This window comes from Arthrobacter sp. BG3 (assembly GCF_056680185.1).
In genome coordinates this window covers 3604589-3619952 of the sequence record NZ_CM155270.1, presented here as the reverse complement: position 1 = coordinate 3619952, position 15364 = coordinate 3604589, and the positions used below count along the sequence as shown (strand labels likewise).

Sequence of the window (15364 nt, the reverse complement as noted above, 5' to 3'; positions counted from 1 at the left end):
GTGCCGCGGACAGATCGCTCATCTCCCGAAGGCTCAGACCGGACTGCGGTGTTGTTCAGGATTTGATGTGCTGCTAGCCGCTCCGCGAGGCGTGGCTCGCCGCCAACCCACGCAGGCGATGGCCAGGATCATGGCCCCAGCGGGCGTCGCCGTCCAGGTCCCGGCCGCGGGCCGCCGGGGGGCCTGATCCAGCGGTCGGCTCGAGTGCCGGGACCATGCCGAATGCCAGCCGGACGACGCGTTCGGCTTCCTCGAGCCGCTCCGCGCGGGTGATGGCCGCGACATAGGTCTCCGAAATCTCGACCAAATCGACGTCGATACCGGCCTCTGACAGGGTCCACAGGAAGGTGCAGACGACGTCCGGCGAGGACCGCATCCCCACCCCGGTGACGGAAACCCTGCCGACGTCGCCGCGGTGCTGCAGGCCCTCGAATCCTATGGTCGACTGGGCAGCACCCAGCACGGCGAGGGCGGGTGACGCCTCCGGTGCCGGGATTATCAGGGCAACGTCGGAACGCCTGGAACCTGTTCCATTCGCGCTTTGGACGATTGTCTGGACGTTCACCCCTGACCGCGAAAGCACCTGGAACAGGCGTGCCATGCTGTCCGGCTGTTCGGGGACGCCCAGAACGATGACTTTCACAGCCGAGTTCACCCCACCCACTCCCGTCACGACGGGCTGCTCCCTGACGGGCTTGCGGAACGGGTGGCGGTCGAGGCCAGGCAGGATCAGGGTTCCCAGTTCCGGAACGAACGAGGACCTCACATGGATCGGAATACCGAACCGGCGGGCGTATTCCACACACCTCAGGTGGAGCACCTTGCATCCGGAGGCCGCGAACTCAAGCATGACTTCGCTCGAGAGCACCCCTATCTTGCGGGCTCTCGGGACAATCCGCGGATCCGCGGTGTAGACACCGTCCACATCCGTATAGATCTCGCAGATGCCGGCACCCAGGGCCGCGGCCAGCGCCACTGCCGTGAGGTCCGAGCCACCCCGGCCGAGGGTGGTCACCCTCTTCCCTTTCCTCGTCCGTCCCTGGAACCCCGCAACAATCGGGACTTCCCCGCGGGCCAGGGAGGTACGGATGCGGTCGGGTCTGACGTCGGTGATCTGGGCCTTGCCGTGAACGTTGTCGGTGATGAGGCCCGCCATGCTGCCCGTGAAGGTAACGGGCGCGTGGCCAAGATCTGCCAGTGCGATGGCCAGCAGGGCCGAGGACACAAGTTCGCCCGTGCTCAGCAGCGCATCGAGGTCGCTGGGACGCGGTCTGCGGGAAACTTCAGCGGCCATGTCGCACAGTTCATCGGTCGTGTCGCCCATGGCGGATACAACCGCGACAACCTGGTAGCCGTTCTCCCGCGTCATGGCTATGCGCTGGGCCGCACGGAGGATGCCCGAGGGGTCCGCAAGGGATGAGCCCCCGAACTTTTGCACGATGATGCTCCCCCGGGGGGTCTCCCGGGCTCCTTCATTTAGCACGAGCCGAGGCCCAACAGTCCGGCCGGCGATGGACGATGCCTCGCCGGGACCACCGATGACGTCCTGCACCTGGCAGGGGCTGCCCGCAGACATGCGGCGCCTGCTGCGCTGAATCCATGCTGAATTGCCGTTGCTGAATGTTGGGTGCTCATTTGCCGTTCCTAAATCTGATCGGTCGCTGGTAGCCGTTTATGTCCCCCCGGCCTCGCTTCCTAGGCAATAGACTTCACTGCCACCTTCCCCCCGGTCGCAAACTCTGCAGCTTCGGCAAGAATGTCGAGTCCCCTCAGGAGGTCCCGGGGGTCAATTGTCAGCGCCGGCATCGTCTTGATGACTTCTCCCTCCGGCCCGGAGGTTTCCACCAGCAGGCCGCGGGCGAACGACTCCGCCGCAATCTTCCCCGCCACTTGGTGGTCAGGGTAGTAAATGCCTGCAAGCAGGCCCCGGCCCCGCACGCGGGCACCATCGGTGCCCGCCGCGATCTGGGCGAGCCCCTCGTGCAACTGGGAAGAAAGCCCGGCGACTTTCGTTTCAAATCTCCGGTCCTGCCAAAAATGCTCGAGGGCAGCGGTTCCCGTCACGAACGCGGGGTTGTGTCCCCGGAACGTCCCGTTGTGCTCCCCCGGCTTCCAGATGTCCAACTCCGGTTTGAAGAGGGTCAGGGACAAGGGCAGACCGAAACCTGAAATGGACTTGGAGAGGCACACGATATCGGGTGTTATGCCGGCGTCTTCAAAACTGAAAAAAGTTCCCGTGCGGCCGCATCCCGCCTGCACATCGTCGACGATGACCAGGATGCCGTGCTGGTGGCACAATTCGGCAAGACCACGCAGCCAGGAAGCGCGGGCGGCTCTCAGGCCGCCCTCGCCCTGAACCGTTTCCACGATCACTGCGGCGGGTAATTCGACACCGGAGCCGCTGTCCTCCAGCGCATGACGCATCCAGAGAAAGTCAGGCGTCTGGCCGTCAAGAAATCCGTCGTAGGGCATGCTGGAGGTGTTTGTCAGCGGAACCCCCGCGCCCTCCCGCTTCATTGAATTGCCCGTCACTGACAAAGATCCAAGCGTCATTCCATGGAATGCGTTGGTAAAGCTGATGATGTGTGGCCTGCCGGTGACTTTTCGCGCCAGTTTCAAGGCCGCTTCCACCGAGTTTGTTCCAGTGGGGCCGGGAAACATGACTTTGTAGTCATAGTTCCTGGGTTTGAGGATCAGCTCGTTGAATGTTTCCAGGAAGCGGCGTTTGGCAACTGTTTTCATGTCGAGGGAGTGAACAATTGCTCCGGAGAGAAGATATTCGACGAGCGGTCGGAGGAGCTCGGGGTTGTTGTGTCCGTAATTCAGAGCCCCGGCGCCGGAGAAGAAGTCAAGATAGTCCCTGCCGTCCTCACTGTAGAGTGTGCTGCCGGACGCCCGGTCAAAGACGGTGTCCCAGGTGCGGCAGTAGGTGCGGACTTCTGACTCCAGATTTTCAAAAATATCCATCAGTTGCTTTCCTTCGTTCTATTCCCCAGCCATGGTGCGGCTCAGACATCCGGAAATCGGTCACGGCAAGCGAATTGCTGCGGCGCAATGTCGCAATCAGGAAGTATGACCGGGTGATGACTCCAAGCTATGGAACAGCGGTAGTTTCGGGATCCGTAGGCCGTACTCTAAATCTTGACTCGTATCCGGGCCGGTCTACTTAGCTGTACTCACCCCGGCGGCGGGGTCCATCAGGTAGTCCGCGAACCGCAATACAATCCCGCCGTACGGGCATAATTCCGGGCCCAAGCACGGGACGTTTGGCCCTGTTATCGCGGCCCGGCTGCTCAGCCCCGCGGGGCCAGTGCGTAGCTTGCGGTGGCGTAGGCCAGGGCTCCGGACATCTCCTTGAGCAGGTTCGAGTCGGTATTGCTGATGGTGTCGCAGGCCTGGTGGTAGCAGGAATCGAGTTTCTTGCCGGCGGCGCCGCCGTAGGACTGCACCTGGGCCTGGGTCTTCTTTTCCACGTCGCCGCTGAACAGGCCGCCGGTTGGAATGCCGGCCTGCAGGAACGCGTCGTAATCGGAGCCGCCGTCAAAGGGTGTGGTCTCCGCCGGCAGCGAGTTGTCCTGGAAGAAGCGGAAGAACACGTCCTCGATCTGCTTCGAACCGGCCGGCCCGGCGTGGCCGAAATCGGACCCGTCGCCGTCGTGAATGGACCGGACCCCGTTCGGGGAGGCCATCATGTCCACGTTCAGGTTCGCCGCTGTCTGGGCCTTCTCGGTCTTGCTCAGCTCATCGACGTAGTGCTGGGAGCCGTAGAGGCCGTCCTCCTCGCCGCCCCAGAACGCAAACCGGATCCGGTTCACCGGGGTGATCCCGCTCTCCTTCATCCACCGGGCGATCTCAAGGATGGCCGCGACCCCGCTGCCGTTGTCGTTGATGCCCGGCCCCTTGCGCACGGAGTCCAGGTGGCCGCCCACCACCACGGTGTTCTCGGCGCTGCCCCCGGTATCGGCGAGGATGTTGAAGCTTTCCACCTGTTTGCGGTTCCTGCCCTCGCCGCGGAAGGTGAAGGTTTGCCGGACGGGGTTGTACCCGGCAGCGCGCAGCTGCTCCTCCACGTAGCGGGCGGACTCCTCGTACCCGCTGGTCCCGGAGGCGCGGTTGCCCCCGTTCTCATCAGCGATGCGCTGCAGCGCCTGAAGATGGTCCATCATGCCCCGGCCCTTGAAATCAGCCAGCACCGCCCGCGCATCCACCCCGCCCGCCGGCGCCAGCCGCGACGCCGTGCATCCCGACAAAACGAGGCTGATCGCAAGCAGGATTGCGGCGGCCGCTGTGCCTCCGGGCTTTTTCATCATGTGGGCATCCTCCAGGCTACGAAGATAACGTCCAGGCCGCTCCAGAGAAAGGGCCTGTGCTTGCTGCGGCCATTTTTGGTGGAACATTTGGCCCGGGCGCAGGCCGGACCACTGCCCCCTCCGGACGCGCACCGGCCCGGCACCGGCGGGGGAATATTCGGGGACGGCGCACGTTATACCGCTAGATAGATGCAAATGCATGTAAATCGGTTATAGTAGAAGCAGCTCCCGGAACACTCCGGCCACGGAAAGGCACATCATGCAGATCGGCGTATTCAGCGTCAGCGACATCACCACCGACCCCACCACGGGCCGGACCCCGACGGAGCACGAACGTATCAAGGCGTCCGTGGCGATCGCCAAAAAGGTCGAAGAAATCGGCATGGATGTTTACGCCATTGGCGAGCACCACAACCGGCCCTTCTTCTCCTCCTCCCCCACCACGGCCCTGGCCTACATCGCCGCCCAGACAGAGCGCATCATCCTTTCCACGGCCACCACGCTGATCACCACCAACGATCCGGTGAAGATCGCCGAGGACTTCGCCATGCTCCAGCACCTGGCCGACGGCCGCGTGGACCTGGTCCTGGGCCGCGGCAACACCGCGCCGGTCTACCCCTGGTTCGGCAAGAACATCCAGGACGGAATCGAACTCGCGATCGAGAACTACAGCCTGCTGCGCCGCCTCTGGGACGAGGACACCGTCAACTGGTCCGGCAAGCACCGCACACCGCTGCAGAACTTCACCTCCACCCCGCGCCCGCTCGACGGCGTGGCCCCCTTTGTGTGGCACGGTTCGATCCGGACGCCGCAGATCGCCGAGGTCGCCGCGTACTACGGCGACGGTTTCTTCGCCAACAACATCTTCTGGCCCAAGGAGCACTACCAGCAGCTGATCGGCCTCTACCGCGAGCGCTACGAGCACTACGGCCACGGCAAGGCTGACCAGGCCATTGTGGGCCTCGGCGGACAGTTCTTCATGCGGAAGAACTCGCAGGACGCCGTCAAGGAGTTCCGCCCCTACTTCGACAATGCTCCGGTCTACGGCCACGGCCCGTCGCTCGAGGATTTCACGTCACAGACCCCGCTGACCGTCGGCAGCCCGCAGGAAGTCATCGAAAAGACGCTGTCCTTCCGCGAGTACTTCGGCGATTACCAGCGGCAGCTGTTCCTGATCGACCACGCCGGCCTGCCGCTGAAGACCGTGCTGGAGCAGCTGGACCTGTTCGGCGAAGAGGTCCTGCCGGTCCTGCGCAAGGAATACGCCGAGAAGACCCCGGCCCATGTCCCCGAGCCGCCCACCCACGCCGGACGCGTCGCCGCAACCCTGGCCCTGGCCGGGCAGTCCTCCGGCGAAACCGCCAGCCCCAAGAGCGTGTGATGTCCACCAAGACCAGCGAGTCGCCGGTGCGTCTGGCCGCGGAAACCTGGGAATCCCTGTTCCGCGCCCAGGTGGCGGTCATGCGCAGGCTGCAGGCCGGCCCCGCCTTCAAAACCCTTGCCCTGAACGAGTACGACGTGCTGTTCACGCTCTCGCGCTGTCCGTCCGGATGGCTCCGCCAGAACGAGCTGAACGACCACGTGCTGCTGAGCCAGTCCAGCCTCAGCCGGCTCGTGGAGCGTCTCGAGAAGCGGGGGCTCGTGGAGCGGATGCCGGCGCCGGACGACGGCCGCGGCGTTCTGGTCAGGCTCACCGAAGCCGGGCTGGAGCTGCAGAAGCAGATCGGCCGGGAGCACGTCCGCGACATCGCCGCTCTGGTAGGCCCGGCGCTGACGGCGGCCGAGCAGCAGGAGCTGCTGCGTCTGACGGAGAAGCTGCGGGCCTCGGTGACGGCGCGCTGAGGAGCAGCCCTACTGGAGGGCCACGAGCTTCGCCGGATCCTCGTCCGGCAGTTGGCCGTCGACGACGGCGGTGACCTGGAGTTGCGTGAGGGACAGGCTGCCGCCTACCGTCGACAAAAATGCCGTGTCCGAGGAATCCCGGCCGGCGGTGATCCGGAGCATGCTTTCCCGCGGCGCCAGGCCCGTGGGGTCGATGACGTACCAGGCGCCGTCGAGGTGGGCCTCGGCCACGGCGTGGAAGTCCATGGGGCTCAGTCCCGGGGCGTAGACCGCGGCCAGCCTCGCCGGAACATTCCTGGCGCGCAGCAGCGAGATCGCCAGGTGGGCGAAGTCGCGGCAGACTCCGCGGCGGTGCAGGAGGGTCTCGACGGCGCCGTCGGTCCCCCGTGAGGATCCGCTGATATAGCGCAGCTCGCTGAACACCCAGTTGCGCACCGCATGCACCAGTTCGCTGCCCTGCAGGCCGCCGAATTCCGCGTAGGCAGTCGGCAGGAGCCGGTCGGACTCGGCGTACCGGCTCGGCCGGACGTAGCGGATGAGTTCCATCAGCCGTGGTTCCTCGGGCAGCGCCACGCCGGTGACGGTGGCCGTGTACTCCACGAGCACTTCGGTGGGTTCAGCGAATTCCATGTAGTGGAAGCGCCCCCCATGGTGGTCCGAAAGCTCGGTGAGGGGGACGTCTTCACCGCCGGAGGTCACGGACAAGGACTCCGCAAGGCCGCTGTAACCGGCGTTCCGTGCCACGGACACCGCCAGGGCGACCTTGGTGTCGGCCACGGTTTTGAAGGCCATGCGGGCGGCAACAGAGCGTTCCATGAATCTCCGGGGTGTGAGGGTAGGGCGCGTGAAGTCACCGCTTCCGGCCCGGGTGTGTCCGGGCCGTGCGGGACTAGTTTTTGATCTCCAGAGACATTAGCATCCGCTGGACGTTGGCGAATTCCGAGCCTTCGTTGACGTATTTGGCCGCCTGGTAGAGGGTGTCAAAAGCCTTGGCCGGTCCAACCTTCTGGTCCGCGGCGTACGTCTTAAGCTCCGTTAGGTCGGCGAAAGAGTAATCCCCCGTGCCCTCGGGGCCGCGGACCAGGTTCTGCAGCACGCAGGACTTTCCTTCCGCGCCGCCGACGACGTTGGTGATGCCGTAGGAGCCGAAGTACTTGTAGCCCTGGATCACCCGGAACACCACATGCGGGTCGATGGTGCCGTCGCCGGCGCGGTGCGGCAGTTCCACCGGCACACTGCTGACGACGACGTACGGTTTCGCGGCCTCATCCGCGCAGGCAGGAGCCGGCTGGGGCTGGAGGCCGGTCCGCAGGGTGGCGAGGTAGCCGCCCTTGGCGTCCTTGACCTCGATCCTGAGCGCTCCGGGCAGGGTTCCCTGCTCCGGGGTTACCGACTGGGCAATCCACTCCTGCGGGAGCTCGAAGCTGACTCTCTTCGCCGGATCCGTGAAAACCTTCCAGGCCGGTGCCGTCGAACCGGGTTCCGACGGACCGGAGGCCGTGGACCCCGGCGACGCGCCCGGTGTCCTGTCCGGCGTCGTGTCCGGCGACACGCCCGGCGTCGAGCTTCCGGCGGATGGTTCCGCGGAAGGCACGCCTCCGCTTGCACCCTGGCTGCCCCCCGCCGTCCAGGCGGGGTTGGCCTTGTTGTCGGTGCTGCAGCCGGAGAGTGCAGCCGCTGTAAGCGCCAGGGCAGCGGCGATCCGGATGCCGCGGGCCGAAGCCCGCCGGAAGGTACCCGTCCCAGTCATGGTGCCAGCGTAGCGGGACTTCGGGGCGCCCGGAGTTCCCGGACCAGCGTTTCGTGGAAGCCCGGGCGGATGAGGCCGGCGGGCGCGGAAGTCCGGGTCCGGCACAGCGCCGGGCCCGGGCGCCGAGGGAGCGATCCGCCACGGGGAAAGCGGGATACGCTGGGGACATGGCGGATCAGGATTTTGACCCCACGGCTTCCGGGGACCAGCACAGTGTGGCGGACATCTCCGCCGTCGACATCGCGGACTGGCGGCTCCGGACGTTCGCGCTCTACGCCACTGTGCGCAAGATCGCGGCAGAGGATCCGGCCGAGGCCCATTCCTACTGGCGCCAGGAGCGGGACCGGATGTTCGGCACGCATTCCGCGTCGCCGCTGACGGAGGCCGCGAAGTCCAGCTTCGGCGGCCTCAAGACGGCGGACTACGATCCGATCTACCGCTTCCACATTCCGCTCACCAAGGAGGGCGCCGGACGGGAAATGAACGTGGAAACCGGGACGGACGGGGTGGTCCATTTTGTCCGGCTGGGCACTTTCGATCTGCCGGAACTGGGCCAGCTCGCCGTGTGGAAGCTCAAGGGCTACGGCGGCGGCATCTTCGTGCCGTTCCGTGACGCCACGGCCGGGCAGCCCGGCGGCAGCTACGGCGCGGGCCGCTACCTGCTGGACACCATCAAGGGTGCTTTCCACGGGGTGCAGGGTTCCGGCCCGGAGGCCGAGTTCGTCGTCGATTTCAACTTCGCCTACAACCCGTCGTGTGCCTACAACGAGGCGTGGGCATGCCCCCTCCCCGGCCCGTCCAACCGCCTGGCCGTGGAGATCCCGGTCGGCGAGCTGTACTGACCGGATGGACGCCCAGCTCGAAGAGCACTCCCCTGCCCCGGCCAGCCCTGCCGTCCGTGTTCCCGTCCGCCGCCGGCACCGGGGCCTGCTGCGCTACCCGCTGGTCCGGCAACTGCTGAGATTCACCGCCGTCGGAATTGTCTGCACCGTGACGTCGCTGGCGCTCTATGCCTTCCTCCGTCCGTACCTCGGTCCGCAGCCGGCCAACGCGACCGCCCTGATCCTCACCTCGTTGATGAACACGGCGCTGAACCGGAGGCTCACCTTCAAGATCACCGAACGCCACCGGATGAAGCGCGACCATCTCAACGGCCTGATCGTGATCCTCGTGGCGCTGCTGATCACCGGCGGCAGCCTCGGCATCCTGCACTGGATCAACCCCGACGCCACGGTCGCCGCTGAGTTGTGGACCACCACACTCTCCGGCTTTGTTGCCACCGCGGTTCGTTTCACCCTGCTGCGGCACTGGATCTTCCGCCGGGCCCGGCACCGCTAATCCGTCCCGGCTTGCCGTACTTGACCTGTTTGCCCTGTCAGATAACGTCCCTTTGCCGCCGGAATGGCCACCAAAAGTGACAGGGCAACCGGGGTCAGGGGGAACCGAGGGCTTGGACGCTGCCGACGGCGGTGCTGACCGCGGCCGCCGCCTCGTGCAGTTCTTCGGCCGTGATCGTGGAGTCGAAGCTGAACCGGACCGCGGTCTGCGCTAACTCGGCCTCGATGCCCATTGCCCGCAGCACCGGGGACGGCTCGTCCGAACCGGCCGCGCAGGCCGAACCGCTGGAGCAGATGACGCCCAGCCGTTCGAGTTCCAGCAGCACGGATTCGCCGCTGGTTCCCGGGAAGCAGAACGATGCGACGGAGGGAAGCCGCTCGCTCGGATGGCCCGTGAGGACGGCGCCCGGAACCGCTGCCTGCACCGAACGGATGAAACCATCACGCAGGGAGGCAACGTGGGAGGCCCGGTCCCGCTGGGAAGTCAGCGCGAGCGTGAGAGCCGTCGCGAGGGCAACGGCGCCGGCCACGTTCTCGGTCCCCGAGCGGCGCCCGCGTTCCTGTCCGCCGCCGTGGATCACGGGTTCCAGCCGGGTCCGGCTGCGCAGGAACAACGCCCCGTTTCCTTTCGGCGCGCCCAGTTTGTGTCCGGAGATACTCAGTGCGTCCACGCCCAGAGTTGCGGTGTCGAGCGGCAGCCAGCCGGCGGCCTGGACCGCGTCGGTGTGGAACGGGATCCCCCGGGCGCGGGCAAGCGCGGCCAGCCCGGCGATCGGCTGTACCGTACCCACCTCGTTGTTGGCGTACATGATGCTGACCAGGGCGGTCTCCGGCCGGAGCACGGCGGCCAGGGCCGCCACGGTGACGCGCCCGTAGGAATCGACCGGCACCACATCGACGGCGAAGCCGTGCACGCGCTCCAGGTAGCGGGCGGATTCCTCCACGGCGGGATGTTCGACGGCGCTGATCACCACCCGGTCCAGCCGGGGGTCCGCGGCCCGGCGGGCCAGCGCAATGCCCTTGACGGCGAGGTTGTCCGCTTCCGTGCCCCCGGAGGTGAAGACCACCTCGCCCGGCCTGCAGCCCAGCGCTCTGGCCACCGCTGCCCGTGCCCCGGCGAGCGCCGTCGCGGCCGAGTCGCCGAGCGAGTGGTGGCTTGAGGGGTTGCCGAAGTCCCCGCTGAGGTAGGGCCACATGGCCTCGAGCACCTCGCGGCGCACCGGTGTGGTGGCGGCGGCGTCGAGGAAGATCACGCTCTCGCCCGGCCCGGCATCTGTCCGCTGTCCGTTTCGCTGTTCGATTCGCTGTTCGATTCGCTGTTCAGGCCCAGTTCCATGTCGAGGCCCAGGTCCAGGGCGGCAACACTGTGGGTGAGTCCGCCGATCGAGATGACATCCACCCCGGTGGCGGCGATGCCGGCCACGGTGGCCAGGTTGACGTTGCCGCTGGCCTCCACCCGGGCCCGGCCGTTCACCTGGACCACACCGGCGGCAAGTTCCGCCAGGGTGAAGTTGTCCAGCATGATGGTGTCGACCCCGGCAGCCAGCACCGGTTCGATCTGGTCCATGCTGTCCACCTCCACCTCGAAGTGTGTGGTGTGCCCGAGGCGCGATCTGGCCTCCCGGAGCACTGCGGTGAGCTTCGACGGGTCTCCCCCGGTCAGGACCGCGAGGTGGTTGTCCTTGGCCAGCACGGCGTCGGAAAGGCCAAAGCGGTGGTTTGCCCCGCCGCCGCAGCGGACGGCGTACCGCTCCAGCACCCGCAGCCCCGGTGTCGTCTTCCGGGTGTCGGTGATGCGTGCCCCGGTACCGTCCACGAGGGCGACGAACTCCGCCGTCCTGGTGGCGATGGCGCTCATCCGCTGGACCAGGTTCAGGGCCACGCGTTCGGCGAGCAGCACGGCGCGGGCGTTCCCGCGGACCCTGGCGAGCGCCGTTCCGGCGGCAAAGGGCGTGCCGTCGGGCACGAGCAGTTCGACGTCGGCGCCGGGGTCCGTGAGCTTCATCGCTGCCGCGAAGACCTCCCCGCCGCTGAGCACGCCGGGCACGCGGGCGGCCAGGACCGCCGTCGCCCGCGCGTCGGCAGGGATGAGGGTCTGCGAGGTGATGTCGCCGTAGGGCGCGTCCTCGTCCAGGGCGGTCCGGAGTACGGCGTCCACCGCCGCTGCGGGCAGGGTTCCGGCGAGGGCCGCCACCGGGAGGGCGGCAGGGCGGGCGGCGACGGGTGCTGTCATGACGAAATCCTTTGTTTCGGACGGGAGGCGGCGGCTTGCCGGTGCCCGTACGGGCCGGCCTGCGTGGCCGGACGGGCGGGCGCTACGAGCACGGCCGGACGTGCCGGGGTGTCCGCATCGGCCCGGTAGTGGGCTCCCACGGAGCCGGTGCGGTTGCGCGCTGCCGCCACGAGCAGCCGGGCGGCGAGCAGCAGGTTCAGGTCTTCGTGGGCGGACTGGTCCAGGCCGGCACGGTCCCCGCCGGCCGTGGCCCATTCCGCAAGCCGGACGGCGGCGTCGTCGAGGCCCGCTCCGGTGCGCGTCACCCCGGCTGCGCCGGTCATGAGGCGCCGCAGCGCGTCCCGGCTGAACGGAACAGTTCCCGGCCCCGTCTCCGCGGCGGGGAGTTCTTCCCGGGCGCCGGCTGGTGCCAGGGCCGGCGCCGGTCCGGTGCCCGCAACGCCCAGGAATGCCTCCACCGCCCGGCGTCCGAAGACAAGTCCTTCCAGGAGGGAATTGCTCGCCAGCCGGTTGGCGCCCTGCGCTCCCGTGCACGCGGCTTCGCCGGCCGCGTACAGCCCCGGCACGCTGGTGCGCCCCCAGAGATCGGTGGACACGCCGCCCATCCAGTAGTGGGCCGCCGGGGACACCGGAAGCGTTTGAGCGGTCCAGTCGTAGCCGGCGGCGCGGGTGGCCGCGGTGATGGTGGGGAACCGCCGGGCCAGGAAGCCGGGGCCGCGGGATGCCTCGATCCCCCGGGCGTCCAGGAAGACGGGGCTGTCCGGCGGCGCGCCGGTCGCGGCGAGGTGCAGGGCAATGCTGCGGGAGACGACGTCGCGCGGGGCCAGCTCGGCGGCGGGATGGTAGTCCGGCATAAAGCGGTAGCCGGCGGCGTCGAGCAGGACGGCGCCTTCCCCGCGGACGGCTTCGGAGATGAGCAGGGCCGGCGGACCCCCGGGAACCTCGTCCGCAGCCAGCGTGGTGGGGTGGAACTGGAAGAACTCCAGATCGCGGACGGCGGCCCCGGCCCGCCAGGCCAGGGCCAGTCCGTCGGCAGTGGCGACGGCGGGGTTGCTGGTCCGGGCGAAGAGCCGGCCGGCACCTCCGGTGGCCAGGAGCACCGCGTCGGCGTCCAGCTGCCGGGGCTGCCCGCTGGAAAGATAGGCGACACCGGTGACCCGGGCGGCGTCCGCCGTCCACCCCGGTTCCTGGCCGCGGGTGAGCAGTTCGGTCACGAAGGTGTTGGTCTCGACCCGCAGCCGGCCCTGGAGCGCGCGGTCCAGGACGGCGGCGACGAGCGCGCGGGCAATACGGGCACCCGTCGCGTCTCCGCCGGCGTGCAGGATGCGCGCGGCGGAGTGCGCGGCTTCCAGGCCAAGCGCCGGGCGTCCGCCGGGTCCGGCGTCGAAGTGCACACCGAACCGCTGCAGGCCCGCGATGTCCCCTGCCGCTTCCGCGCACAGAACCCGCACGGCCCCGGGGTCGTTGAGCCCCGCGCCGGCGGCGAGGGTGTCGGCGATGTGCGCCGCGACGGAATCGCCGGGCGCCGCCTCCCCCGGCGTGAGCACGGCCGAGACGCCGCCCTGGGCGTAGAAGGTGTTGCTCTGCTCCAGGGTTCCCTTGCTCAGGAGCACCACCTCACAGGCCGGCCCGCCGTCGGACAGCGCGTCCGACGCCAGCAGCGCGGCGTAGAGTCCCGCAATGCCGCTGCCGACCACCACCAGCCGCCTGGTCACGGCCGCGCCGCCAGCATCCGCTCGAGCGCAACCTTCGCGGGGGCCGCGACGTCGTCCTCCACCGTGATGCGGTTGACCACTTCGCCCCTCACAAGCGCTTCCAGGACCCAGGCGAGATAGCCGGGGTGGATGCGGTACATCGTGGAGCAGGGGCAGATCACCGGGTCCAGGCAGAAGATCGTGTGCTGCGGGTTCTCCGCGGCCAGCCGGTTGACGAGGTTGATCTCGGTGCCGATGGCGAAGACGGCGGGTTCGGTCGCTGCGGCGATGGCCTTGCGGATGAAGTCGGTGGATCCGGCGGAATCGGCGGCGTCCACCACCTCCATGGGGCATTCCGGGTGCACGATCACCTGCACGCCCGGGAATTCGGCGCGGGCCTTTTCGATCTGGCCGACGTTGAAGCGCTTGTGGACCGAGCAGAAGCCGTGCCACAGGATCACGCGGGAGTCCTGCAGGGTCTGCTCATCGTTGCCGCCGAGGTCCTTGCGCGGGTTCCACATCGGCATCTGCTCCAGCGGCACGCCCATGGCCTTGGCGGTGTTGCGGCCCAGGTGCTGGTCCGGGAAGAACAGCACGCGCTGGCCGCGCTCGAAGGCCCATTCCAGCACCGTGGCGGCGTTGGAGGAGGTGCAGACGATGCCGCCGTGTTCGCCGCAAAAGCCCTTGAGGGCGGCGGAGGAGTTCATGTAAGTGACCGGGATGACCGGGACCCGGCCGTCGGCGTCGGGCTCGGTGCCGAAGAGTTCCTCCAGCTGCTCCCAGCACTCGGTCACGGAGTCGATGTCCGCCATGTCCGCCATGGAACAGCCGGCGGCCAGGTTGGGCAGGATCACGGCCTGGTCGGGCCGGGACAGGATGTCCGCGGTTTCGGCCATGAAGTGCACACCGCAGAAGATGATGGCCTCGGCGTCGGGCCGGGTGAGGGCGGCGTTGGCCAGCTGGAAGGAGTCGCCCACGAAGTCGGCGTATTCCACCACCTCGTCGCGCTGGTAGAAGTGGCCCAGGATGACGGCCCGGTCCCCGAGCGCCGCCTTGGCGGCCCGGATCCGGGCATCAAGTTCGGCGTCGCCGGCACGTTTGTACTCCTCCGGGAGCTGGCGCTGCCGGGGGGTCGACGCCGGGGCGAGGTCCGCGACGGAGGCACCGGGGCCGTAGGCGGGCACACCGGCGAGGGCCTCGGCGAGGTCGTAATCCCAGGGGCCGCGGGCGAGCGCCGGGCTGCAGGTGGAGGCGGCTGCTGCAGTGCCTTTGGCGCTGCTGGCGGCCTGGTCGCGCGTGATCAGCTGGATCGCCGTGTTGACGCTGCTCATGGTGTGCTCCTGTTGTCTGGGTCAAGGCCTGGGCGGCCGGTAAAGCGGTAGAGGCGGGGCGGGCGGTGTTTGCCGCCCTGCAGGTACTGGTCGGTTTCTTCGATCTCCGGCGTGGCTTTGACCTGCCGGCGGAAGTTGGCCGGGTCCAGTTCGCGGTCCAGGACGGCCTCGTAGACCTCCCGGACCTGCGCGAGGGTGAAGTATTCGCCCAGCAGGTGGTAGGCGATGGATCCGTAGGCCATCTTGTTGCGGAGCCGCCAGAGCGCGTACTCGATGATGGCGTTGTGGTCGAAGGCCAGCTCGCCGAGTCGGTCCGCGCGGAACCACCGCACGTTTTCGGATTCGGCCGCGAGCGCGGCCTCGGTGGGCTGCACCAGCGCCCAGTACACGATGGAGACCACGCGCTGGGTGGGCGAACGGTGCAGCCCGCCGAACGCGTAGAGCTGTTCGAGGTAGCTGGGCGCCAGGCCGGTGGTCTCCTGCAGGTTGCGCGAGGCGGCGTCCGGCAGCGACTCGGAATGGGTCAGCGGGCCGCCGGGCAGTGCCCACAAACCCTTGAAGGGCTCGCGGATCCGGCGCACCAGCGGGATCCAGAGGGTGGGGCGTCCGGAGCGCTCGCTGGGGCGCAGGGCGAAGATCACCGTGGAGATGGCCAGCGACGGCGGCGCGAGCTGGCGTTCCGCGACGTTGGCTGCTGTTGTGTAAACCGTGGTTCACCCCGCATTCCCAGGCTCCGGACCGGTCCCCTGGGACGGCCCGGACGTTCCGGCCCGACCGCCGGATTAGTTATAGTCAAGATGACTAGAACTAATTCTACGACGCGACCGGCCGGGCGCAAAATGTTTCAGCTCACATTCGGTGGCGTCC

At 67.9% G+C, this 15364-nt stretch carries 14 protein-coding genes; 4 read left to right on the top strand and 10 right to left on the bottom strand.

The genetic code is table 11. The features are described 5' to 3' along the window. Window positions 1–73: 73 nt before the first annotated feature. From AC1MFL_RS16260 to AC1MFL_RS16250, 3 genes are all read right to left on the bottom strand, one after another. The gene (locus AC1MFL_RS16260; protein WP_479811122.1) at window positions 74–1438 is read right to left on the bottom strand and encodes an aspartate kinase; all 1365 of its coding nucleotides are present in this window, start codon (window positions 1436–1438) and stop codon (window positions 74–76) included. A gap of 257 nt (window positions 1439–1695) precedes the next feature. Continuing rightward, window positions 1696–2967 carry a diaminobutyrate--2-oxoglutarate transaminase gene (gene ectB, locus AC1MFL_RS16255; RefSeq protein WP_479811120.1) on the bottom strand — a complete coding sequence of 424 codons (1272 nt, stop codon included), beginning with the start codon at window positions 2965–2967 and terminating at the stop codon, window positions 1696–1698. A 326-nt stretch (window positions 2968–3293) separates the two neighbouring features. Then, window positions 3294–4310 (bottom strand): M20/M25/M40 family metallo-hydrolase, encoded by a 1017-nt coding sequence (locus tag AC1MFL_RS16250; protein WP_479811118.1) that lies wholly within the window; start codon window positions 4308–4310, stop codon window positions 3294–3296. A gap of 259 nt (window positions 4311–4569) precedes the next feature. Between AC1MFL_RS16250 and AC1MFL_RS16245 the strand changes: the two genes are divergently transcribed. Beyond that, complete coding sequence (locus AC1MFL_RS16245; protein WP_479811116.1) at window positions 4570–5691, top strand: LLM class flavin-dependent oxidoreductase; 1122 nt, start codon at window positions 4570–4572, stop codon at window positions 5689–5691. Continuing rightward, the gene (locus AC1MFL_RS16240) at window positions 5691–6152 is read left to right on the top strand and encodes a MarR family winged helix-turn-helix transcriptional regulator (RefSeq protein ID WP_479811115.1); all 462 of its coding nucleotides are present in this window, start codon (window positions 5691–5693) and stop codon (window positions 6150–6152) included. The genes AC1MFL_RS16245 and AC1MFL_RS16240 overlap by 1 nt, the downstream gene beginning before the upstream one ends. Window positions 6153–6161: 9 nt before the next feature. On the opposite strand, the gene AC1MFL_RS16235 is transcribed toward AC1MFL_RS16240, so the two are convergent. Next, window positions 6162–6968, bottom strand: a complete 807-nt coding sequence (locus tag AC1MFL_RS16235; RefSeq protein ID WP_479811113.1) for a transglutaminase-like domain-containing protein — start codon at window positions 6966–6968, stop codon at window positions 6162–6164. A gap of 73 nt (window positions 6969–7041) precedes the next feature. Further along, window positions 7042–7902 carry a hypothetical protein gene (locus AC1MFL_RS16230; RefSeq protein WP_479811111.1) on the bottom strand — a complete coding sequence of 287 codons (861 nt, stop codon included), beginning with the start codon at window positions 7900–7902 and terminating at the stop codon, window positions 7042–7044. A gap of 167 nt (window positions 7903–8069) precedes the next feature. On the opposite strand from AC1MFL_RS16230, the gene AC1MFL_RS16225 reads away from it, so the two are divergent. Next, window positions 8070–8744 (top strand): DUF1684 domain-containing protein, encoded by a 675-nt coding sequence (locus tag AC1MFL_RS16225; protein WP_479811109.1) that lies wholly within the window; start codon window positions 8070–8072, stop codon window positions 8742–8744. 4 nt (window positions 8745–8748) lie between these two features. Then, window positions 8749–9240 carry a GtrA family protein gene (locus AC1MFL_RS16220; protein ID WP_479811107.1) on the top strand — a complete coding sequence of 164 codons (492 nt, stop codon included), beginning with the start codon at window positions 8749–8751 and terminating at the stop codon, window positions 9238–9240. A gap of 94 nt (window positions 9241–9334) precedes the next feature. Here AC1MFL_RS16220 and AC1MFL_RS16215 read toward each other — a convergent pair whose 3' ends face one another. The 5 genes from AC1MFL_RS16215 to AC1MFL_RS16195 are packed head-to-tail and all read right to left on the bottom strand — an operon-like array spanning window position 9335 to window position 15147. After that, a complete protein-coding gene (locus AC1MFL_RS16215) occupies window positions 9335–10492 on the bottom strand; it encodes a cysteine desulfurase family protein (RefSeq protein ID WP_479811105.1) in 1158 nt (385 codons plus the stop codon). Next, the gene (gene nadC / locus AC1MFL_RS16210; RefSeq protein WP_479811103.1) at window positions 10489–11472 is read right to left on the bottom strand and encodes a carboxylating nicotinate-nucleotide diphosphorylase; all 984 of its coding nucleotides are present in this window, start codon (window positions 11470–11472) and stop codon (window positions 10489–10491) included. Before nadC ends, AC1MFL_RS16215 begins: the two co-directional genes overlap by 4 nt. Further along, a complete protein-coding gene (gene nadB, locus AC1MFL_RS16205; protein ID WP_479811101.1) occupies window positions 11469–13187 on the bottom strand; it encodes an L-aspartate oxidase in 1719 nt (572 codons plus the stop codon). Before nadB ends, nadC begins: the two co-directional genes overlap by 4 nt. Then, complete coding sequence (gene nadA / locus AC1MFL_RS16200) at window positions 13184–14497, bottom strand: quinolinate synthase NadA (protein WP_479811099.1); 1314 nt, start codon at window positions 14495–14497, stop codon at window positions 13184–13186. The genes nadB and nadA overlap by 4 nt, the downstream gene beginning before the upstream one ends. After that, window positions 14494–15147, bottom strand: coding sequence for an NUDIX hydrolase (locus tag AC1MFL_RS16195; RefSeq protein WP_301226733.1), 654 nt, complete (start codon window positions 15145–15147; stop codon window positions 14494–14496). The genes nadA and AC1MFL_RS16195 overlap by 4 nt, the downstream gene beginning before the upstream one ends. Window positions 15148–15364: the final 217 nt, after the last annotated feature.